Genomic DNA, 18,884 nt, shown 5'->3' with positions numbered 1-18,884 from the left:
TGTATTGCGACGGCTGGACTGAATGGGGCTTTGATGATCAGACCCAGCAAGATACGCTCACCTGCCACAACCGCGGCGATGCGCCGGGCAGCGAGGGCATCCCCTTCACCGCCTTCGATGACTTCAGCCTGCTGGAAAGCGACGACAGCGGCCGCAAGTTCGTGAACGTGGGTTACTGGGATGAGCAAAATCAGGAAGCCGTCAACCTGGCCTACAATCCCGACGGGGCCAGCGGCGCCGGCTTCTACATAGCCCAGGAAGTCCAGGGCGAGTCCGGCCCCCAGTTGCAGGTGTCGGACACGATGTTTACCCCGCAGGACGGCGCCAACATCTGGGTGGACATCGGCGGCTCCATCTATATCCAGTACACCGGTGAGTTCAACGGTCCCACCACCACCACCGGCTGGGTGCAGAAAATCCTCACGGGTTTCGATGAGGACACCTGGACACCCACCTTCGCGGAAAACGATGACGACCCCTTCAGCCCGGAGGTGGGCCGGGATTATTACATCAACAACAACGGCGCCAATTTTGTGGTGAAACGCAAAGCCAGCGCCGATGCCGCCGACTCTTATGAGGTGTACATCGAGCTGCAAAGCGCCGCCAACCCGGTGAACATCGCCGACTTCCTGCCCCCGGGCACCAGCTACCTGCGCACCCCCTGGCGGCCGGACGTGAAGTTCACCTTCGTCACCGACAGCAGTGACGACAACTACCTCAAGCTGATCTACGCCTCCGATGATCCGGCCACGCAGGATGTGGACGAATCCACCACCCCCACCGTCTACACCAGCGGCGAATGGGGCCTGCAGGCTTACAATAGCGGCGATCAGCCGCTGGCGGCCGACGGCACGGCCATCGACGTGGACGAGTTCGGCTTCCCCACCGACCCCGACATGCGCCCCATGGAGTTCAACTGGGAATACTCGCAAGACGGCTGGGGCACGCAGCAGTTCCTGGTGAAGACCGATGGCTCGGGCGAGTATGTGCTGCTGTCCAATCCTATCCAGCTCAATCCGGTGACCCTCACCAACAAAGGCGGCGATGAGAAGACGCTGTCGCTGCAATACGACGGCTGGATGCACGGCTTGCCGGATCTCTACTGGGAGCTGTCCAAAAACGGCTGGCAGATGAGTCAGGAGATCGCCGACAAGGTCATCAGCATCCCTGCGGGCACTTTGATGACCGGCACCGACGGCACCGAGTACTACGTCAAGCCCATGGAAGTCAGCGTCTTCCTGGACGTTTTGACCGACGAGGAAGCCGCGGCCGAGACCGGCCTGCCTGACCTGGATCAGACCAGCAGTGTGGATCTCGACACCGTCCCGGACTTCACCCCCCACGGCATGGGCGCCAAGCCCACGGGAACCGAGGTAAAGTACTCGGAAGGCAAACCGGTGAGTTAATCGTCATCACCGTCAGGAAGAGGGATCAGGGCCGGGACGGCCCGCCGAACACCGGGGGCATCGAGAGATGCCCCCGGTTTTTTTGACTCGCCGCCCCCTCTTCGCACCGAGGGCAGTGCTCCCGCACAAGGTTTTATCGCAGAGTGACCCCGGCCACCAGGGCCCTGCCAGCGACGATATGAATTGATCAGGGCTTCCTGAACCAGGCCTGTCAATGCCGAAAATGCCGCACCCCGGTGAACACCATGGCCAGGCCATGTTCGTCAGCGGCCCGGATGATTTCTTCGTCGCGCAGGGAACCGCCCGGCTGGATAACGGCACTCACCCCGGCTTCCGCCGCCGCATCGATGCCGTCGCGGAAGGGGAAAAAGGCATCGGAAGCCATCACCGAGCCGTGCACCTCCAGGCCTTCGTCCGCGGCCTTGATGCCGGCGATTCTGGCGGAATACACCCGGCTCATCTGCCCGGCGCCGATGCCGATGGTCATGCGCTCTTTGGCGTAGACAATGGCATTGGATTTAACGTATTTCGCCACCCGCCAGGCGAACAACAAATCGTTCAGCTCTTCCGGGCGGGGCGCGCGCCGGCTGACGGTTTTGAGCTGTGCCGGGCCCACTTCGGCAATGTCGCGCTCCTGCACCAGCAGCCCCCCGGTCACCCGCTTGCAGTCCAAGCTGGCGGCGCGCGCCGCGGGCCATTCGCCGCAGGCCAGCACACGCACGTTTTTCTTGGCCGACAGCACGGTCAGGGCCGCCTCATCCACCGCGGGGGCGATGATGACTTCGACAAACTGGCGCGAGACGATGGCCTCGGCCGTGGCCGCGTCCAGGTCTCGATTGAAAGCGATGATGCCGCCGAAGGCCGAGGTGGGATCGGTGCGGTAGGCACAATCATAGGCCTCCAACAGGCTGCCTCCCAGGGCCACGCCGCAGGGGTTGGCGTGTTTGACAATGACGCAGGCCGGCCCCTCGGGGAAGCTTTTGACGCACTCCAGCGCGGCGTCGGTATCGGCAATATTGTTGAAAGACAGGGCCTTGCCCTGCAGTTGCCGGGCGGTGGCGACCCCGGCCTCCGCCGGCCGTGCCTCCGTGTAAAACGCAGCGGCCTGGTGAGGATTTTCACCGTAGCGCAAATCCCCGGCCTTGTGCCATTGCGCATTGTGGGTGCGCGGAAAACGGCAGCGCCCGCCCTGGCGGTCCACGGCGCCCAGATAATTGGCGATGGCGCCGTCGTAGCGGGCCGTGTGTTCGAAGGTTTTCACCGCCAGGTCAAAACGGGTGTCCGCCTGGATGGCGCCGTGTTCCGCCAGCTCGGCCAGCACCAACTCATAGTCAGCGGGGTCCACCACCACCGTCACCGCCGCGTGATTTTTCGCCGCCGCCCGCAGCATGGCGGGACCACCGATATCAATGTTTTCAATGGCATCGCTCAAGGTGCAGTCCGGCCGCGCCACGGTTTGCTCGAAGGGATAGAGATTCACCACCACCAGATCGATGGGGTCAATGCCGTGCTCCGCCATCACAGCCTCATCCGCCCCGCGCCGCCCCAGCAACCCTCCATGGATTTTAGGGTGCAAGGTTTTGATGCGCCCGGCCATCATTTCCGGGAAACCGGTGTGTTCGGAGACGTCGGTGACCGGAATCTCATGCCGGCGCAACAAGGCGGCTGTGCCACCAGTGGAAAGCAGCACCACCCCCCGCCCGGCCAGGGCGCGGGCGAAGTCCACAATACCGTCTTTGTCCGAGACGCTGAGCAGCGCCCGGCGGATGGGCGTTTGGGCTGAAGTCATTGAGTTAGTCCGAATGAGGGATTGACCGAAGTTCCAACCGCCAGGTTAAGGCGGTGAGCACCACGCTTTTGCGGGACGGGACACGCTGCGCGCTTCGTCGCGCACCCCACCCCTGGAGCAGAGGTGGGTTATGTTGTTTTCATCAAACCGTGCTCGGCCAGCTTCTTGCGCAAGGTGGCCCGGTTGATGCCGAGTATTTTCGCAGCCTGGCTCTGGTTGCCCTGAGCGTGGCGCATCACCGCTTCCAGCAGCGGGCGTTCCACCTCGTGGATCACCATGTGGTAGAGATTGCCCGGCGGCCCGTCGTTCAGGTCTTGAAAATACAAATCCATGGCCACGCGCACGGCATTACTCAAGGGTTGTTTGCGGCGTTCCACAAAACCGGGATTGGAGGTCGGAGAAAGTAGTGCAGTCATGTTTGCCAGCAAATTCTGATCTTTGTTGTCGCTCAAAGAAAAAACGGCGGACGCCGGCAAGCTGCTCCTCCATGGTCCCCGCCTGGCTGATCATCCGGCGGAAGCCTGCGCCGCCGGGATATGTTTTGCTGTACCAGGCCAAGTGCTTGCGCGCCACCAGGACGCCGGTGCGCCCCCCGTAGAAGGTATAAAGCGCCTCCAAATGCTTTACCACCAGGGATGCCACCACCGCCGGCGTGGGGTCGGGGCGACACTCGCCCGTGTTCAGAAAATGGGCCACCTGCCCCGGGAGCCACGGACGCCCCAAAGCCGCTCGACCGATCATCACGCCATCGGCTTTAGTATAGTCGAGGATTTCGCGTGCTTTGGCCGGCGAGTCGATGTCGCCGTTGGCCAGCACGGGAATGGATACCGCTTCTTTGATGGCGGCGATAGTGTCGTACTCCGCGTCTCCCCGGTACGCGCAAGCACGGGTACGGCCGTGTACCGCAAGGGCCTGAATGCCCGCGTCCTCAGCGATGCGCGCCACGCTGGGACCGTTGCGATGAGCCCGGTCCCAGCCGGTGCGGAACTTTAGTGTAACCGGAACATCCACGGCGCGCACCACCGCGTTCAAAATTTCCGCCACCAGGGCCTCGTCCCGCAGCAGCGCCGAGCCGGCCATGACCCGGCAGACCTTTTTCGCCGGGCAGCCCATGTTGATGTCGATCACCTGCGCCCCGCGTTCCACGTTGAAGCGGGCCGCATCCGCCATCATGGCCGGCTCGGCGCCCGCGATCTGCACTACCCGGGGCTCGGGTTCACCGCGATGATCGATGCGGCGGCGGGTCTTTGCGCTGCCCCACAGCAGCGCCTTGGCACTCACCATCTCCGACACCGCCAGACCCGCGCCCAGGTCGCGGCACAGGGTGCGATAGGGCCGGTCGGTGACACCCGCCATGGGGGCCAGCGCGACAGGGTTGGCGAGCAGGTAGGGACCGATGCGCATGGGATCCGGCCACAGCAGAAAAAGGGCGTCATGATACCCCCAAGGCGGCCGTGGATAAAGGGCTGGCCCTCAGTCCCGGGCGGGAGCAGCTCGCTCGGATTCAGAGCAGCTCGAAATTGTAACTCACGGCGCGGGCACCGGGATCGACGATGGTGAACTCAATGGTCAGCGGCCGCCCCGGGGCCAGGCCGGCGGCGGGGGAGGTGTCTGCGGGAAGGTACTCCTCAGGCCGGAAGCGCCGGCCGGCCACCACTGTGCCCTGCAAATCGGAAAACGTCAGCGCCACCTGCGGAAAAGCCAGGGTGTCATCATCCTCGTTCACCAAGGTCACCGTCACGTCCAGGGCGCCCGCCTCAGTGGCCCGTCTTTGCACCGTGCCCTGCAGCAGGCGCAGTGCCGCGGGCTGGCGCCGCAAGGGCAGCTCACAATCGGCCAGACCGCAGAAAGCGGCCAGCCAGGGACGCAGGGGCTGGTGCTGGGACAAACCGTCCAGTTGGTAGAACGTGAGCTGAGCCAGCAAGCCCCCCAGCAACACCAGGCTGCCCAGCCCCCACAACAACCGGGCGGGCGCGGCACGACCAGCCGGGGCCGGAGGCGCCACCACCGGGGCGGGGGCGCGCAATGCCGCGTCCACGGAGGGGATGAACGAGGTGTCGATGTCGTTTTCGGCCCGCAGAAACGCCGGGCCAGGCGGAGCCGACGGATGGCTGCCAGCGCGCAGCCCCGGCGCCTTGCCCGTCAGTTCAGCGGCATCGTCCACCAGCCCGTCCAGGGCGCTGAACAGGCCGCTGCACCGGCCGCAGCGCACGCGCCCCCCGGCTGCGCTGAGCTGAGCGGAAGTAATGGAAAAAGCGGTTCGGCAATGGGGGCAGCGCGTGTACATCCAGTCCCTGGACAGCGGGCGTGAGCACAAAACGGGGGACAGTGTCGGCGTTTCAGCCGCGCAGCGCAAGCCCCAAATCAATCAGGGAATGAGAACCGCCACACCGGCGGAGACAAGGAGAATGGCTGGGGGACCAGGATTCGAACCTGGGTTAACGGAGTCAGAGTCCGCTGTCCTGCCGCTAGACGATCCCCCAGCAGCGGCAAACCAAAGAAAACACAGCCCGCAAGTCCACAACCTGAAGCCTTCAAGCTGTGCCTTGCGGCGTGAAGCCCGCGGGTCAGGTTTAACGCTTCGAGTACTGCGGGCGTTTGCGCGCCTTGTGCAAACCGACCTTCTTGCGCTCCACTTCGCGGGCATCGCGGGTGAGGTAGCCGGCCTTGCGCAAGGGGCTGCGCAGGGTTTCGTCGTGGGCCAGCAGGGCGCGGGCGATGCCATGCCGGATGGCCCCGGCCTGGCCGCTGCCGCCACCGCCGGTCACGGTCACGGTGATATCCACGGCATCTTTCATGTCTGTGACTTCCAGCGACTGCATGACAATGCGGCGCGCGGTTTCGCGGCCAAAGTAGTGGTCCAGCGTGCGTTTGTTGACGGTGATTTTGCCGGAACCGGAGGTCAGAAAAACCCGCGCCGTGGAACTTTTGCGGCGGCCGGTGCCGTAAGATACTTGTGCTGCCATGGAGATGTCCTGAATGCGTTAAATATCTAGGGGTTGCGGTTGTTGCGCTGCGTGGCGGTGCTCGGGGCCGGCGTACACTTTGAGCTTTTTGAACATGGCCCGGCCCAACGGGTTTTTCGGCAACATGCCTTTGACGGCGCGCTCGATGATCCGCTCCGGGGCCCGCGCGCGCAATTTGGCGAAGCTAAAAGATTTCAAGCCACCGATATAGCCCGTGTGGTGATGATACATTTTGTCCTCAGCCTTGTTGCCGGTGACGCGCACTTTTTCGGCATTGATCACCACGATGTAATCGCCGGTATCCACATGGGGGGTGTACACGGCCTTGTGCTTGCCGCGCAGTCTGCGCGCAATTTCACTGGCCAGCCGCCCCAGCGTTTTGCCGCTGGCATCCACCACATACCAGTCGCGTTCGACGGTCTCTGGTTTTGCGCTAAAGGTCTTCATCGATCTCGCCCTTACCTGTCCGATTCACGGAAACAGCGGATTTTACCGAAGCCGGGCGTGGGACACAAGGCAGGATTGGAGCTGCGGAGGTGCCGGTCGGTTTCAGCGGAGCGAACGACGGCGAAACACCAGCAGGGCACAAAAAAACCGCAACGCCGTAGGCCGCCAAAACCGCGGTATGCAGCAGCGGACGGGGCCCTCGTCCCCCCGCCGTCAAGGGCCGCACCAGTGCCACCGCGTGGGCCAACGGCAACAGACCGGTCCCGCCCGGACCGGCCCGGGCTTTCCGCGGGCGCCTGGGAATGGGCCAGCCCAGGACTTTCAACGTTCCGCCATCGGGTGGCGCCGCCCCCAACAGCATGCGCAGCACGGTGGTCTCGCCCGCGCCATTGGGACCCGGCGCGCCCACGCACTTGCCGGCGTACACCCGGTAAGGAAACGCCATCGACCACGGCCCGCCCGCCATCGTGTTTGACCAGCCCCCGGGCCTCGACGATCATCTAAATTTTCAGGCGTTCGACCACGCGCCCCCTGACCAGATGTTCGTCGATGATTTCATCGATGTCTTCCCGGTCCACGTAGCTGTACCACACCCCTTCGGGATAAACCACCAACACCGGCCCCTCGCCGCAACGGTCCAGACAGCCGGCGGTGTTGATGCGCACGCCGCCCGCACCGCGCAAGTTGAGGGCTTTGATGCGTTGCTTGGCGTGATGGCGCAGCTCCAGCGCACCGCATTCGCCGCAACTTTGGGCGCCGTCGTCACGCCGGTTGGTGCAGAAAAATACGTGATGGCGGTAGTAAGACATGATCATCCTTCGCAGACACGGCGCCAGAAACAGCGAGGCGCAACACGATGCACTAACATATCATAGCGTTTTGTTTTCAGGTGGCCGTTTCCTTGCTTTCCGACCCCAGCCCGTTACTGGCCGAAACCCAGCGTTGCGTGCAATGCGGCCTGTGCCTGCCCCATTGCCCCACTTACCTCGTACGGGAAGATGAAGGGGAATCGCCCCGCGGCCGCATCGCCCTGATGAACGCGTATCTGCGCGGGGACCTGCCGGCCGGATCCCGCCTGCAGGCCCATCTGGACCATTGCCTGGGCTGCCGGGCCTGCGAAGCGGCCTGCCCCGCCGGGGTGGCCTACGGCAGGCTGCTGGACGGCACGCGCGAAGCGTTCAACCACGAACGAACGCTTTCACCGCTGGTGCAGCGACTGCTCGCCACCGTGGGCGACCGTGATGAGCTGCGCAAGCTGGGACGCAGACTCAGGGCTGCGCAACAAAGCGGCGCCGTATGGCTGGCACGCCACAGCGGCTTGCTCAGGCCGGACACCCGCCGCCTGAGCCGCCTGCTGCCACCGTTGGCACCGCAGACTCCGTGGCAGGACTGTTATCGCGCCCGTGGCCCGCGCCAGGGCAGCGTAGCCTTGTTCCTGGGGTGCGTGGCGGAGGTGGTGGATCGCGTGACCCTGACTGACGCCATCACCGTGCTCAATCACTGCGGCTACGACGTCCATGTTCCGAAAGCGCAGGGCTGTTGTGGCGCCCTGCACCAGCACAATGGCCAGCCCGGCACGGCCCGCGAGCTGCGCAAACGCAACCGGCACGCCTTCGACCAATACGATGTCGAGGCGGTCATCACCACCGCCAGCGCTTGTGGCGCCGAGCTGACAGAAGCGACGCCGGCCCCGGCCACGCCAGTCCGGGATGTGTGCGAATTTCTGGCCACAGCCCAATGGCCGCCCACCACCCGCTTTCGGTCCTGGCCCATCAGGATCGCGGTGCAGGAACCCTGCTCGCTGCGCTACCCCTTGCGGCAGCAGACCCACGCGTACCGGCTGCTGGGGAGGATTCCGGGCGTGGAACCTGTCCCCCTGCCCGGCAACGAGCAGTGCTGCGGCGCTGCGGGCAGTTATGTGCTGAACGAGCCGGCCATGGCCGATGCCCTGGGGGATAGAAAAATCCGGGCGCTGCGGGACAGCGGGGCGACACTGCTGGCGACGTCCAATACGGGCTGCGCGCTGCATTTGCGGGCGGGGCTGCTCGCGGCGGGGCTGCACGTTAAGGTACTGCACCCGGTGTCCGTGCTTGCCTCGCGGCTCGGCTGACCCCCCTTGCCTCACCCTGCCCGGGTCTTGTATCTTCCCCTGCCATGACAACTCGCACTCTCAGCCCCCTGGACCGTTTGGTGATCAACGTGGACCGCGCCCTGCGCACCGTTTTCGGCCGGCCGCAAACCACGGAGCGACCCGATCCCGCCGCCACCAAGCCGGAACCGGAGTTAAGCGCCACAGCGCGCAAAACAGCGGCCAGCCTGATGCGGGTGAACCACACCGGCGAAGTGTGCGCCCAGGCCCTCTACCAGGGCCAGGCGCTGACGGCCAAGCTGCCCGATGTGCGGGAAAAAATGGAACGCGCGGCGCTGGAAGAAAACGATCATCTCGACTGGTGCGAGCGCCGCATCAGACAACTCAACAGCCACACCAGTTATTTGAATCCGCTGTGGTACGGTGGCTCCTTCGCCATCGGCGCCCTCGCCGGCCTAGCCGGAGACAAGTGGAGTCTGGGTTTTGTGGTGGAAACGGAGCGGCAGGTGGTGAAACATCTGGACGGTCACCTGGCACGCCTGCCGGAACAAGACCAAAAAAGCCGTGCGGTGCTGGAACAAATGCGGGAAGACGAACTCCGCCACGCCACCACTGCCCTGGCGGCCGGGGGCGCGGCGCTGCCCGCCCCCATCAAAACGCTGATGACCCTGACCTCCAAGGTCATGACCAAAACCGCCTACAGGCTGTAAGCCAAACAACAACTTGCGGTTTATTTGAGGTTCTCGCCGTAGAAAATCTCCGCCATCTCCCGTTGCAGACGCTGCCGAATGGCGGTCCGCTCCCGCGGCGCCAGCTCGTCCACGCCGGTACCAAACAAATAGTTGTCCAGCTCGAACTCTTTCAGAATCATCTTGGTGTGGAAGATGTTTTCCTGGTAGACGTTGACGTCGATCATCTGATAGCGCTGCTTGGTATCGCGGGCAATAAAATCTTGAATTGAAGTGATTTCGTGGTCGATGAAATGCTTCTTGCCGCGCACATCCCGGGTGAAACCCCGCACCCGGTAGTCCATGATCACGATGTCGGACTCGAAACTGTGAATGAGGTAGTTCAAAGCTTTAAGTGGTGAGATCCGGCCACAGGTGGACACATCGATATCCGCCCGGAAGGTGCTGATACCGTTATCCGGATGGCTTTCCGGGTAGGTATGCACAGTGATGTGGCTCTTGTCCAGATGAGCCACCACCGCATCGGGCAAAGGCCCCGGCACCGGCGCATTGCTGAGCACGTTCGAAGCCACCGACTCTTCCGAGATCAGCATAGTGACGCTGGCACCCTGAGGCTCGTAGTCCTGGCGCGCGGTGTTGAGAATGGTCGCACCGATGATATTGGACACGTCTGTCAATATCTGAGTCAGCCGTTCGGCATTGTAGGCTTCGTCGATGTACTCGATGTACTCGCACCGCTGCTGCTCAGTGGTGGCGAAGCAGATATCGTAGATATTGAAACTCAACGTCTTGGTCAAATTGTTGAAGCCGTGCAGCTTCAGCTTTTTCAAGGGCCTGACCAAACCCTTGCTTCTGCTCATCTTGCGGACCATTTAAATTCGCAGCGCTCGCCGGCAAAGACGGATCGCCTCCTCATGCCCCGGCGATGGGAGGATGATGAATCATCTGCACCGTGTTGCCCGCGGGGTCAAAACAATAAAAACTGCGGGCCCCGTCGCGGTGGGTCCGGGGTTCGGTTTTCATTGCCACACGGTGGGCCGCCAGGTAGGCATGCCAGGCGTCCACGTCCTCAGGTGCACGCAGAACAAACCCGATATGATCCAGGCGCTGCGCACCACTGGCCCGGGTGCCTTCAGGCAGGCGGTGCAAAGCCAGGTTGTCACAACCGGAAGTGAGATAAACGTTATCGGGGTCAGGACGCCATTCCACGGCCATGCCCAGGAGATCCACATAAAAGCGCTCGCACGCCTCCAGATCCGTCACAAACAGCGCGACGTGGCGCAAACCCGCTGTGGCCGGCGGCTTTCTCATTGCTGTTCACCTGTGCCTGAAAAGGGCGCTCATTATAGGCAATCCCTGCGATTTAGCCAGCCTCCCGGATTTCAAAATCGTGGCTGATGTTCACCGCCTTGGCCAACATGATGGAAGCCGAGCAATACTTTTCCGCCGACAGTTTCACCGCCCGTTCCACGGCGCTTTCTTTCAGGCCGCGGCCGCTCACCACAAAGTGCACATGGATGCGGGTGAACACCTTGGGCACGGTCTCCGCCCGCTCGGCGCTCAGCTCAGCCACGCAATCGGTTACGTTCTGACGGGCTTTGCGCAAGATGGCCACCACATCGTAGGCCGTACATCCCCCCATGCCCATGAGCAGCATTTCCAAGGGCCGCACCCCCAGGTTACGCCCGCCCCCTTGCGGCGGCCCGTCTATCACCAGGGCATGACCGCTTTCCGACTCCGCCACAAACATGGCGTCCCGCACCCATCTGATATTGACCTTCATCACATACTCCGAGCTAAAAACTCCGGGACATGGGGCCGATATGATACCCGACGTCCACCCAAACCCCTATCGCGACGCCGCATGCCGCGGCGGCAAGGAACAGCAGGATGGCTCTAGCTCTAGCAAAACCAACGGACAACCCCGCCATTTCACGCTTCCTGGTGCACTGCCACCGGCGGCGCTATCCCAACAAAAGCGTGATCATTTATGCCGGTGATCCGCCGGACGCCTTGTATTACATCACCCAGGGCTCGGTGGCAGTGGTCAACGAGGACGACGAAGGACGGGAAATCGTGCTGGCCTACCTCAATGCCGGCGATTTCTTCGGTGAAATGGGCCTGTTCGAGACCGGCGAACACCGCAGTGCCTGGGTGCGGGCCCGCTCCCAATGTGAAGTGGCGGAAATCAGCTACAACCGCTTCCGGCAGCTGGCCGCCGAAGATGCCGACATTCTCTTCGCCCTGGCCTCGCAAATGGCCCTGCGCCTGCGCCGCACCAGCAACATGCTCAGCCGCCTGGCTTTCATGGATGTGGCCGGCCGGGTGGCCCGGACCCTGCTGGACCTGACCAGGGAGCCCGACGCCATGACCCATCCCGACGGCATGCAGATTCGCATCACCCGGCAGGAACTGGGCCGCATCGTGGGCTGCTCCCGCGAAATGGTGGGACGGGTTCTGAAGAACCTCGAACAACAAAACATGATCACGGTCAAGGGCAAAACCATCGTCGTGCTCGGCGCACGCTGAACCGCCGCCAAGCCCCTAAAGAAGAAAGAGAAAAGGAGAAAAGGGGCCTGACCCGAATGGCACTTACTTATGGATAAATAGCGCTATATCTCAATCGGTTGGAATAGCGTTCCCTATCGAAAAGTTCAAGAAGCTTTCCCCGTCTTCTCATCCACAGCCTGCTTTTTATGGATAGACTGACAGTGGCTCAGCCAAGAGAGCTTTGATACCTGTTTGATGGTGCGGAATTGTCCCTTATGTAAGCGCCATTCGGGTCTGACCCCATAAAAGCCGGACCCCTTGCCGGATGGGAACGCGGGCTAAAACCTGAAACCCAGTTGCAGACCCGCGCCGATCTCGCGATCGTTGCCCACGGCGGCGAGGTCGATGTGCACGCCGAAGGGGGACAGGCCGAAGCCGGCCGCGTAGCTGCTGGTGTCACTGTCTTCCAGATTGTAACGGTAACCCAGCCGCAGCTGCAGCAGCCTGAAAATATTCCACTCACCGCCCACGGACAGGAACCGGGTGGGCGTGTCGAAGCCGGTGGAATCGTTCTTGGTGAGATCAAGATCGGCGGCCAGCATGGCGCTTTGCCACTGATAAGCGATGCCGGCGCGGATCTGAGGTTCGATCTTGATTTCATTGTTGTTGACCGTGGTGTAGCTCTTGGCCAGCAGGTTTTTGATCACCAGGCCCGCCACCCAGCCGTTATCGAAGCGGCTGGCGGCCCCCAGGTCCAGGTTGATATTGTTGTAAGACTTCTTGCCCTCATCGATGGAAATTTCGGCGGTTTCCACGGTCACTTCGTAGTCAAAGGTGCTCACTTGCACATACTTGGGCGTCACGCCGAAGGCCACATCCTGACCACCCAGGGTAAACTCCCGCGCCACGGACACGCCAAACTCGGCGATGGCCGCGCCGCGACCGCGCAGTTTGGATTCCAACACCTGCTGGTCGGCAAAGTCGATCAGGTTGTTGGCGGCATCCACGATGCCGGCGGGGTTACCGCTTTGCAGACCGGCGATGATGGCCTTGAAGTTGGCGATGTCATCGGGCGAGACAAACAACAGACCACCACCCACGGCGCGGCCGGTGACCGATACCGACACGCCCCAGGTATCGCCCGGCACACCCACCACGATGCCCACATTGGCATCCCCTTCCAGGGCCTTGTTGGACAAGGTAGGCAGGGCATCCACCAGGGCATCCGCGGCATTCACCACCCGGCCTCCCAGATTCGGATCCAGGGCCTTGACAGCGAAGCTCTGGCTCGAGGCGTTGAAGGCGTCCACCGCGTCGCTGAACTCCTCGATGTAGCGCGCGTCCTGGAAATCTTGCAGGCTGCTCTCCAGATCGTCGGGATCCGCCACCCGCACACCGATGACGGGCAGTTCCAGGCTGAAATCCTCGCCTTCCCGGGCGGCGGCCAGCAAAGCGGGGTTGTAGTAATGGGCATTGGCGGACGTGCCGGCGGCCACGCCGGTACCACCCATGGCCATGGAACGGGGGTCGAAGGTGCCGAAGGACAGGGCCTGCGCTTCGGCTGTGATCAATAACAGCGGCGCCGCCGCCAGCAAAGCTATCTTGTGTCTCATGACTGTGCTCCCTGTTTGTTGTGTCAATGGGCTTCCAGCGCCATATGTAGTGAAGTGATCCGAGGGCGTCAACACCCGCCGCGCCGCCTTCCGCGGGCTTATCGGCCGCCGCGGGGCGAATCTTTATCCGCTGCCACCAGGGGCATGCGACTGGTTTGGTGACGGCAAACTCCCGCCGCGGCAATGTGCAGGGCTGGGCACACCGCCCCGGCGCGAGGGTCAGCCGCGTGCGCCGAACAAACGGACCAGGGCCGTACCCGGCTCCGGTGCCCGCATGAAGGCCTCCCCCACCAAAAAGGCATGCACGTCGTGGCGGCGGAGCAAAGCCACATCGGCCGGGCTGAGGATACCGCTTTCCGCCACGACAATCCGGTCGTCAGGAATACGGGGCAACAACGCCAGCGTCGTGCCCAAACGGGTTTCGAACGTGCGCAGATTGCGGTTGTTGATGCCCACCAGCGGCAGTTCCAGCGCCAGGGCCCGGTCCAGCTCGGCGGCATCGTGCACTTCCACCAACACGTCCATGCCCAGCTCCGCGGCCAGGGCAGACAAGTCGCGCAAGCTGGCGTCGTCCAGCGCCGCCACAATGAGCAAAATACAATCGGCGCCGATCACCCGCGCTTCCAGCACCTGATAAGGGTCGATGATGAAATCCTTGCGCAGCACCGGCAAGTCGCAGGCCGCCCGCGCCGCCTGCAAACAGGCGTCCGAGCCCCGAAAGAAATCCCGGTCGGTGAGCACGGACAGACAGGCGGCACCCGCCGCCCGATAGCTCTTGGCGATGGTGGCGGGATCGAAATCTTGCCGCAGCACCCCTTTGCTGGGGGAGGCTTTTTTGATTTCCGCGATCACCGCCGCCTCACCGGCCGCCAGCTTGGCGCGCATGGCATCGACGAACCCCCGCGGCGGCGGCGCCTTGCCGAGCGCGGCCTGCAAATCGGCCTCACTCCGCGCTGCGCGGCGGCTTTGAATTTCTTCGCTTTTGCGCTGGAGAATGCGTTTGAGAATATCGGGGGTATCTGACATGGGCGCTTTTGTCAATCGTTGTTGTTGAACGTTTGCGACAGGCCAATGAGCTGATCCAGTTTCTCCGCCGCGGCCCCGCTGGCGATGACCGCCAGCGCCCGCTCCACCCCCTGCCCCAAACCGGCGGCCACATCCGCCGCATAGAGCGCCGCACCGGCGTTGAGGGCGACAATATCCCGCGCGGGGCCGGGCTCGTTGGCCAGCACCCTGCGGATCAGGGCCAGACTGGCGGCGGCGTCGGCCACCACCAGATCGCCGATGTCGCAGCGGCTCAAACCGAACTGTTCGGGGGTGATGCAGTAGCGTTCGATGCCGCCGTTTTTCAGCTCCGCCACCTGGGTGGGGGCGCCGATGCTGATTTCGTCCACCCCGTCTTCGCCGTGCACCACCAGCACGTGGCGGCTGCCCAGGGTCTTCAGCACCTCCGCCAGGGGGACCAGCCACTGGTCACTGAACACGCCGATCACCTGGTGGGGCGCGCCAGCGGGATTGGTGAGCGGCCCCAGCAGATTGAACACGGTGCGCACCCCCATTTCCCGGCGCGGGCCGATGGCGTGCTTCATGGCGCCGTGGTGCAGGGGCGCGAACATGAAACCGACGCCCACCTCGCGTATGCAGCGGGCCACCTGGGGGGCAGACAGATTCAGATTCACCCCCGCCGCCTCCAGCACATCGGCGCTGCCAGAGCGGCTGGAAACGGAACGGTTGCCGTGCTTGGCCACCTGCGCCCCCGCTGCCGCAGCCACCAGGGCGCTGGCGGTGGAGACGTTGAAGGTGCCCTTGGTGTCTCCGCCGGTGCCGCAGGTGTCCACCAGATGGGGCGCGTCCACTTCCACGCGGCTGGCCAGCCCGCGCATCACCGCCGCCGCGGCGGCGATCTCCGTCACCGTCTCGCCCTTCATGCGCAGACCGATCAGGAAACCGCCGATCTGGGCCGGGGTGGCACCCCCGGTCATGATGCTGCGCATGACCTCGGTCATGTGGTCGGCGCTTAAGTTTTGGCGTTCGGTGACGGTGCGGATGGCGGTGGACAAATCCATGGTGTTCAGGCTCCGGGTTTCAGGCGGCGGCTTTGAATTTGAGAAAATTGTTCAACAAGGCGTGGCCGTGCTGGGTGAGAATGGACTCGGGATGGAACTGCACCCCCTCCACCACCAAGTGGCCGTGGCGCAGGCCCATGATCTCATCCACGGCGCCGTCCCCGGTCTGGGTCCAGGCGGTCACTTCCAGGCAACCGGGCAGGCTGTCTTTGTCCACCACCAGGGAGTGGTAACGGGTGGCCTCAAAGGGATTGGGCAGGCCGGCGAACACGCCCGCATTATTGTGAAACACCAGCGAGGTTTTGCCGTGCATGATGGTGCGCGCCCGCACCACCCGGCCGCCGAAAGCCTGGCCGATGCTTTGATGACCCAGGCACACCCCCAAAACGGGGATCTTGCCGGCAAAATGCCTGATGGCGGCCAGGGAGATGCCCGCCTCGTTGGGTGTGCAGGGCCCCGGCGAGACCACCAGCTGATCCGGCGCCAGCTTTTCGATATCCGCCACCGTGATCTGGTCATTGCGGAACACCCGCACATCCGCCCCCAGCTCGCCGAAGTATTGCACCAGGTTGTAAGTGAAGGAATCGTAGTTGTCTATCATCAACAACATGGTGTGATCTCGCCGCGGGCCTGAAAAAACCCCAGTATATCGCGTTGCGCCGCTCCCGCCGAGCTGGACCGGTGAGAGGAGGACGTTTATTTCGCCGGGGCGAGTTCCGGGGAGCACCGTGAACGAACCGGCCAGACGCCATGCGACCTGCGACGATCTTCTCCACCTTCCGGACCATGGGACGGGGGAGACGGTCACCCTCCAACTGCACACCCATCCCCACCCGGCGCCCAGGTACATTTTCCCTGAAGAGCCTTTGGGCATGATGGGGTAGAAAGCGTTTTACGCGGCCGGTGCCAGTTCAAAGGGATCGGCGTAAATGTCGGCCAGGGAGGCCCCGGCGAGAAAGGCTTTTTTCTTGGCGGTCTTGACCATGTCGGGGTGGCCACACAGGTAGAGCCGGGTGTCTTTCAGATTGGGAAACGCCGCCAAGGCCAGCTCGCTGGCGCGCCCGGCCGCAATGTCCCCGGCGGCCGCTTCACCGGATACGCAGGGGGTGTAGTGGAAGTTGGCGTGGCTTTGGGCCAGGGCCCTGAGTTCATCCACCAGATACAAGCCGGCGCGGTGGCGCGAACCATGAAACAGATGGATGGGGCCGGTATGACCCTGGCGCAGCGCGTCACGGGCAATGCCCCACAGGGGCGCCAGCCCGGAACCGGTGCCGATGAGCAGCAGGGTTTGTTCGGGACGGCCGGGCAGGTAGAAACATTCCCCCAGCGGACCGTGCAGCTGCACGCTGTCACCGACCTCCAGGCTGCCGTGGATCCAGCCGCTCATGCGGCCGTTTTCGAGGCGCTGCACGTGCACGTCCAGATTCGGGTCCAGACCGGGCACGCTGGCCAGGGAATAGCTGCGGCTGAGGCCGTCTTCCCGGACGAGGTTGACAAACTGTCCGGCGCGGTAGTCCAACGGCCGCTCGGGCTGCAGCGCGACGCGCACGATGGCGCCGTTCAGGGGCATTTTGCCGACCACCCGCGCCGTGCACCCCACCTGCCCCGCGGCGGGAGCTTCGATGTCCAGATCACCGGACGGCCGGCACTGGCAGGCCAGAAAATAGCCCTGCGCGCGCTGGGTGTCTTTCAGTCCGGCCTGGGCCTGGAGAGGAGGTGTGCCAACAGCGGCCCGCAGCAGGCAGGACTGACAGGCCCCCGCGCGGCAGGACGAGGGGAGCGCCACGCCCTGCCGCTCCAATCCCTCCAAAACGGTTTCGCCCGCCTCAAGGAGGTAGGCGTGGCCTTGGTAGCGAATCTGCGGCATGGGCGCGGCGAGGGGGGGCTCAGCGGCCCAGCACGTCGTTGCGGGTGCTTTCGGCGATGGCGGCCGCTTCCTGGATCAGCTCATCGGGCACGCCCAGTTCTTTGAGGGTGGCCCCCAGGTTTTCCACCACGGCGTCAAAATGGCTGTCATTCAGGCCCCGGGCCACCAGGTGGGCGTGGCCCTCGCGCATGTCTTTGCCCGAGTAGTTGTTGGGACCGCCGAAGGCGAAGGTCAAAAAGGCTTTTTGCTTGGCGGCCTGCTTGTCCATGTCCACCCCTTCGAAGAACATGTTGATCCGGTCGTCCGCCAGGACCTTGCGATAAAACACGTCCACGGCGGCGTTTACCGCGGCGTCCCCGCCGATGCGATCATAAAGACTTTCACTCATGATTGTGTCACTCCAAAATTCTCAAATGTAACGACTCACCAAAAGATATACCGCGGATACATTATTAAGCCCGTACGAGCAGAATGTCAACTCTCAAATTACGGTTTTTCAAAAAGCCCGTGGTGGCAGTCCCTTAGTTTCAATAGGCACTGAGCACATCTCCTTCATTTGGCACCGCGCGATGGCCGGTGGCACTCTTGAAGGCGAAAGGCACTGACACCAGTGTCCCCCTGTCATTGCGCTGCACCGCAAAATGCAGATGGGGACCGGTGGAAAAACCGGTGTTGCCAGAGGCCGCGATCACCTGTCCTGCCCGGACCCGGGCACCGGGAATGACGAGCACGCTCTCCAGTTTGAGGTGGGCGTAGATGGCCATGGTCCCGTCGTCGTGCAGGATACGCACTGTATTGGCGCGTTGGCCGTATTTCTTTAGGTCCGTGCCAGTGCCAAAGAAATCCCGGTTCACATCCATCACCACCCCGCCCCGGGCGGCGCGCACGGGCGTGCCCACGGGCATGGCGATATCCACAGCGTAGGCGCTTTGGGGATCGGTGTGGCTGTAGGGGCCGAAAAAGCTCTGGGTAACGGGGAAACGGCTGCCGGCGGCGAAGGGCGGCAGGTAGAGGGTGCCGTCGTGTCTGGCGCCGGGGTCACCCGGCGTGACGCTGTAGCGGAAAGTGTAGGACCAGGCCCGCCGCCCGTCCCGCGCAGTGACGCCGAAGGCACGGACTTCCCTCTGTGGCGGTACCACCAGCCGGTGGGGGAGCGGCGGCTCGGACCGCACATTGCTGGCCTCGTCGAAGGTGAAGCTCACCTCCACCGGCCCGTGGTAACCGTTGTACACCACGTATTCCGGCGAGCGCGCCGTGCCACGCTTGTGCACCACCACCCTGGCATCCGGCTCCACATCCACTTGCATGCGTGTCACGGGCGCCGCGGTCTGGGGCGGCTGGTCGGTAAAGTGCCAGTTACCGTTTTCGTCCCGGTATTTGTAGATGGATTTGGCCAGTGCGGCGGAAGCAATCACCAGCGCAACGGACAGAGCCAATAAGCCGATCTTGCGGGAAATGATCA

20 protein-coding genes, 1 tRNA gene and 1 pseudogene are annotated in these 18,884 nt (G+C 63.3%); 3 read left to right on the top strand and 19 right to left on the bottom strand.

Annotated features, from left to right (window positions below; genetic code table 11):
- Positions 1–1,617: 1,617 nt before the first annotated feature.
- From purH to ENJ19_02285, 9 genes and pseudogenes are all read right to left on the bottom strand, one after another.
- On the bottom strand, positions 1,618–3,195 hold the full coding sequence (gene purH, locus ENJ19_02325) for a bifunctional phosphoribosylaminoimidazolecarboxamide formyltransferase/IMP cyclohydrolase (protein HHM04564.1): 1,578 nt from the start codon (positions 3,193–3,195) through the stop codon (positions 1,618–1,620).
- A 128-nt stretch (positions 3,196–3,323) separates the two neighbouring features.
- Positions 3,324–3,611, bottom strand: a complete 288-nt coding sequence (locus tag ENJ19_02320) for a Fis family transcriptional regulator (protein HHM04563.1) — start codon at positions 3,609–3,611, stop codon at positions 3,324–3,326.
- Positions 3,544–4,599, bottom strand: coding sequence for a tRNA dihydrouridine synthase DusB (gene dusB / locus ENJ19_02315; protein ID HHM04562.1), 1,056 nt, complete (start codon positions 4,597–4,599; stop codon positions 3,544–3,546). The genes ENJ19_02320 and dusB overlap by 68 nt, the downstream gene beginning before the upstream one ends.
- A 100-nt stretch (positions 4,600–4,699) precedes the next feature.
- Positions 4,700–5,482, bottom strand: coding sequence for a DUF3426 domain-containing protein (locus ENJ19_02310; GenBank protein ID HHM04561.1), 783 nt, complete (start codon positions 5,480–5,482; stop codon positions 4,700–4,702).
- Between the two features lie 122 nt (positions 5,483–5,604).
- A tRNA-Gln gene (locus ENJ19_02305) sits at positions 5,605–5,678 on the bottom strand.
- 90 nt (positions 5,679–5,768) lie between these two features.
- The gene (locus ENJ19_02300; protein ID HHM04560.1) at positions 5,769–6,161 is read right to left on the bottom strand and encodes a 30S ribosomal protein S9; all 393 of its coding nucleotides are present in this window, start codon (positions 6,159–6,161) and stop codon (positions 5,769–5,771) included.
- A gap of 18 nt (positions 6,162–6,179) precedes the next feature.
- Positions 6,180–6,608 carry a 50S ribosomal protein L13 gene (locus ENJ19_02295; protein ID HHM04559.1) on the bottom strand — a complete coding sequence of 143 codons (429 nt, stop codon included), beginning with the start codon at positions 6,606–6,608 and terminating at the stop codon, positions 6,180–6,182.
- Positions 6,595–7,108: pseudogene (locus tag ENJ19_02290) on the bottom strand (ATP-binding cassette domain-containing protein). Before ENJ19_02290 ends, ENJ19_02295 begins: the two are co-directional and overlap by 14 nt.
- Entirely contained in the window at positions 7,109–7,417 is a 309-nt protein-coding gene (locus ENJ19_02285) for a (2Fe-2S) ferredoxin domain-containing protein (GenBank protein HHM04558.1), read from the bottom strand.
- Between the two features lie 80 nt (positions 7,418–7,497).
- Here ENJ19_02285 and ENJ19_02280 point away from each other — a divergent pair, with 80 nt between their 5' ends.
- Both ENJ19_02280 and coq7 read left to right on the top strand, forming a co-directional pair.
- Complete coding sequence (locus tag ENJ19_02280; GenBank protein ID HHM04557.1) at positions 7,498–8,718, top strand: (Fe-S)-binding protein; 1,221 nt, start codon at positions 7,498–7,500, stop codon at positions 8,716–8,718.
- Positions 8,719–8,762: 44 nt separating this feature from the next.
- Positions 8,763–9,407 (top strand): 2-polyprenyl-3-methyl-6-methoxy-1,4-benzoquinone monooxygenase, encoded by a 645-nt coding sequence (gene coq7, locus ENJ19_02275; GenBank protein HHM04556.1) that lies wholly within the window; start codon positions 8,763–8,765, stop codon positions 9,405–9,407.
- Between the two features lie 20 nt (positions 9,408–9,427).
- Here the strand turns inward: coq7 and speD are convergent, their stop codons facing one another.
- From speD to ENJ19_02260, 3 genes are read right to left on the bottom strand one after another with little or no spacing between them, the layout of a single operon-like run.
- Positions 9,428–10,246, bottom strand: coding sequence for an adenosylmethionine decarboxylase (gene speD, locus ENJ19_02270; GenBank protein ID HHM04555.1), 819 nt, complete (start codon positions 10,244–10,246; stop codon positions 9,428–9,430).
- A 52-nt stretch (positions 10,247–10,298) separates the two neighbouring features.
- Complete coding sequence (locus ENJ19_02265) at positions 10,299–10,697, bottom strand: VOC family protein (protein ID HHM04554.1); 399 nt, start codon at positions 10,695–10,697, stop codon at positions 10,299–10,301.
- A gap of 52 nt (positions 10,698–10,749) precedes the next feature.
- Complete coding sequence (locus ENJ19_02260) at positions 10,750–11,169, bottom strand: OsmC family protein (GenBank protein ID HHM04553.1); 420 nt, start codon at positions 11,167–11,169, stop codon at positions 10,750–10,752.
- A gap of 107 nt (positions 11,170–11,276) precedes the next feature.
- On the opposite strand from ENJ19_02260, the gene crp reads away from it, so the two are divergent.
- Positions 11,277–11,915: a cAMP-activated global transcriptional regulator CRP gene (crp, locus tag ENJ19_02255; protein ID HHM04552.1), complete on the top strand. Its 639-nt coding sequence runs from the start codon at positions 11,277–11,279 to the stop codon at positions 11,913–11,915.
- Positions 11,916–12,214: 299 nt separating this feature from the next.
- Here crp and ENJ19_02250 read toward each other — a convergent pair whose 3' ends face one another.
- The 7 genes from ENJ19_02250 to ENJ19_02220 form a co-directional block, all read right to left on the bottom strand.
- On the bottom strand, positions 12,215–13,489 hold the full coding sequence (locus tag ENJ19_02250; protein ID HHM04551.1) for a type IX secretion system membrane protein PorP/SprF: 1,275 nt from the start codon (positions 13,487–13,489) through the stop codon (positions 12,215–12,217).
- A 219-nt stretch (positions 13,490–13,708) separates the two neighbouring features.
- Complete coding sequence (trpC, locus tag ENJ19_02245; protein ID HHM04550.1) at positions 13,709–14,515, bottom strand: indole-3-glycerol phosphate synthase TrpC; 807 nt, start codon at positions 14,513–14,515, stop codon at positions 13,709–13,711.
- 11 nt (positions 14,516–14,526) lie between these two features.
- Entirely contained in the window at positions 14,527–15,555 is a 1,029-nt protein-coding gene (gene trpD / locus ENJ19_02240; protein ID HHM04549.1) for an anthranilate phosphoribosyltransferase, read from the bottom strand.
- Positions 15,556–15,574: 19 nt separating this feature from the next.
- Entirely contained in the window at positions 15,575–16,165 is a 591-nt protein-coding gene (locus tag ENJ19_02235; protein HHM04548.1) for an aminodeoxychorismate/anthranilate synthase component II, read from the bottom strand.
- Between the two features lie 282 nt (positions 16,166–16,447).
- Entirely contained in the window at positions 16,448–17,422 is a 975-nt protein-coding gene (locus ENJ19_02230; protein HHM04547.1) for a 2Fe-2S iron-sulfur cluster binding domain-containing protein, read from the bottom strand.
- Between the two features lie 19 nt (positions 17,423–17,441).
- Positions 17,442–17,810, bottom strand: a complete 369-nt coding sequence (locus tag ENJ19_02225; GenBank protein ID HHM04546.1) for a group 1 truncated hemoglobin — start codon at positions 17,808–17,810, stop codon at positions 17,442–17,444.
- 139 nt (positions 17,811–17,949) lie between these two features.
- Positions 17,950–18,884, bottom strand: a 935-nt coding sequence (locus ENJ19_02220) for a DUF4124 domain-containing protein (GenBank protein HHM04545.1), incomplete at its 5' end; no start/stop codon positions are given.

Source organism: Gammaproteobacteria bacterium (assembly GCA_011375345.1).
Lineage (GTDB): Bacteria > Pseudomonadota > Gammaproteobacteria > DRLM01 > DRLM01 > DRLM01.
Note: the sequence above shows the minus strand (reverse complement) of the source record. Positions and strands in the feature narration are given on the sequence as shown.

What these genes read in the sequence shown, in the direction of transcription:
- ENJ19_02250 (HHM04551.1), bottom strand. Translation starts at nt 13,489, where the DNA reads ATGAGACACAAGATAGCTTTGCTGGCGGCGGCGCCGCTGTTATTGATC.
- ENJ19_02260 (HHM04553.1), bottom strand. Translation starts at nt 11,169, where the DNA reads ATGAAGGTCAATATCAGATGGGTGCGGGACGCCATGTTTGTGGCGGAG.
- purH (HHM04564.1), bottom strand. Translation starts at nt 3,195, where the DNA reads ATGACTTCAGCCCAAACGCCCATCCGCCGGGCGCTGCTCAGCGTCTCG.
- ENJ19_02310 (HHM04561.1), bottom strand. Translation starts at nt 5,482, where the DNA reads ATGTACACGCGCTGCCCCCATTGCCGAACCGCTTTTTCCATTACTTCC.
- ENJ19_02320 (HHM04563.1), bottom strand. Translation starts at nt 3,611, where the DNA reads ATGACTGCACTACTTTCTCCGACCTCCAATCCCGGTTTTGTGGAACGC.
- ENJ19_02225 (HHM04546.1), bottom strand. Translation starts at nt 17,810, where the DNA reads ATGAGTGAAAGTCTTTATGATCGCATCGGCGGGGACGCCGCGGTAAAC.
- dusB (HHM04562.1), bottom strand. Translation starts at nt 4,599, where the DNA reads ATGCGCATCGGTCCCTACCTGCTCGCCAACCCTGTCGCGCTGGCCCCC.
- crp (HHM04552.1), top strand. Translation starts at nt 11,277, where the DNA reads ATGGCTCTAGCTCTAGCAAAACCAACGGACAACCCCGCCATTTCACGC.
- trpD (HHM04549.1), bottom strand. Translation starts at nt 15,555, where the DNA reads ATGGATTTGTCCACCGCCATCCGCACCGTCACCGAACGCCAAAACTTA.
- speD (HHM04555.1), bottom strand. Translation starts at nt 10,246, where the DNA reads ATGAGCAGAAGCAAGGGTTTGGTCAGGCCCTTGAAAAAGCTGAAGCTG.
- ENJ19_02230 (HHM04547.1), bottom strand. Translation starts at nt 17,422, where the DNA reads ATGCCGCAGATTCGCTACCAAGGCCACGCCTACCTCCTTGAGGCGGGC.
- trpC (HHM04550.1), bottom strand. Translation starts at nt 14,515, where the DNA reads ATGTCAGATACCCCCGATATTCTCAAACGCATTCTCCAGCGCAAAAGC.
- ENJ19_02265 (HHM04554.1), bottom strand. Translation starts at nt 10,697, where the DNA reads ATGAGAAAGCCGCCGGCCACAGCGGGTTTGCGCCACGTCGCGCTGTTT.
- ENJ19_02295 (HHM04559.1), bottom strand. Translation starts at nt 6,608, where the DNA reads ATGAAGACCTTTAGCGCAAAACCAGAGACCGTCGAACGCGACTGGTAT.
- coq7 (HHM04556.1), top strand. Translation starts at nt 8,763, where the DNA reads ATGACAACTCGCACTCTCAGCCCCCTGGACCGTTTGGTGATCAACGTG.
- ENJ19_02300 (HHM04560.1), bottom strand. Translation starts at nt 6,161, where the DNA reads ATGGCAGCACAAGTATCTTACGGCACCGGCCGCCGCAAAAGTTCCACG.
- ENJ19_02235 (HHM04548.1), bottom strand. Translation starts at nt 16,165, where the DNA reads ATGTTGTTGATGATAGACAACTACGATTCCTTCACTTACAACCTGGTG.
- ENJ19_02285 (HHM04558.1), bottom strand. Translation starts at nt 7,417, where the DNA reads ATGTCTTACTACCGCCATCACGTATTTTTCTGCACCAACCGGCGTGAC.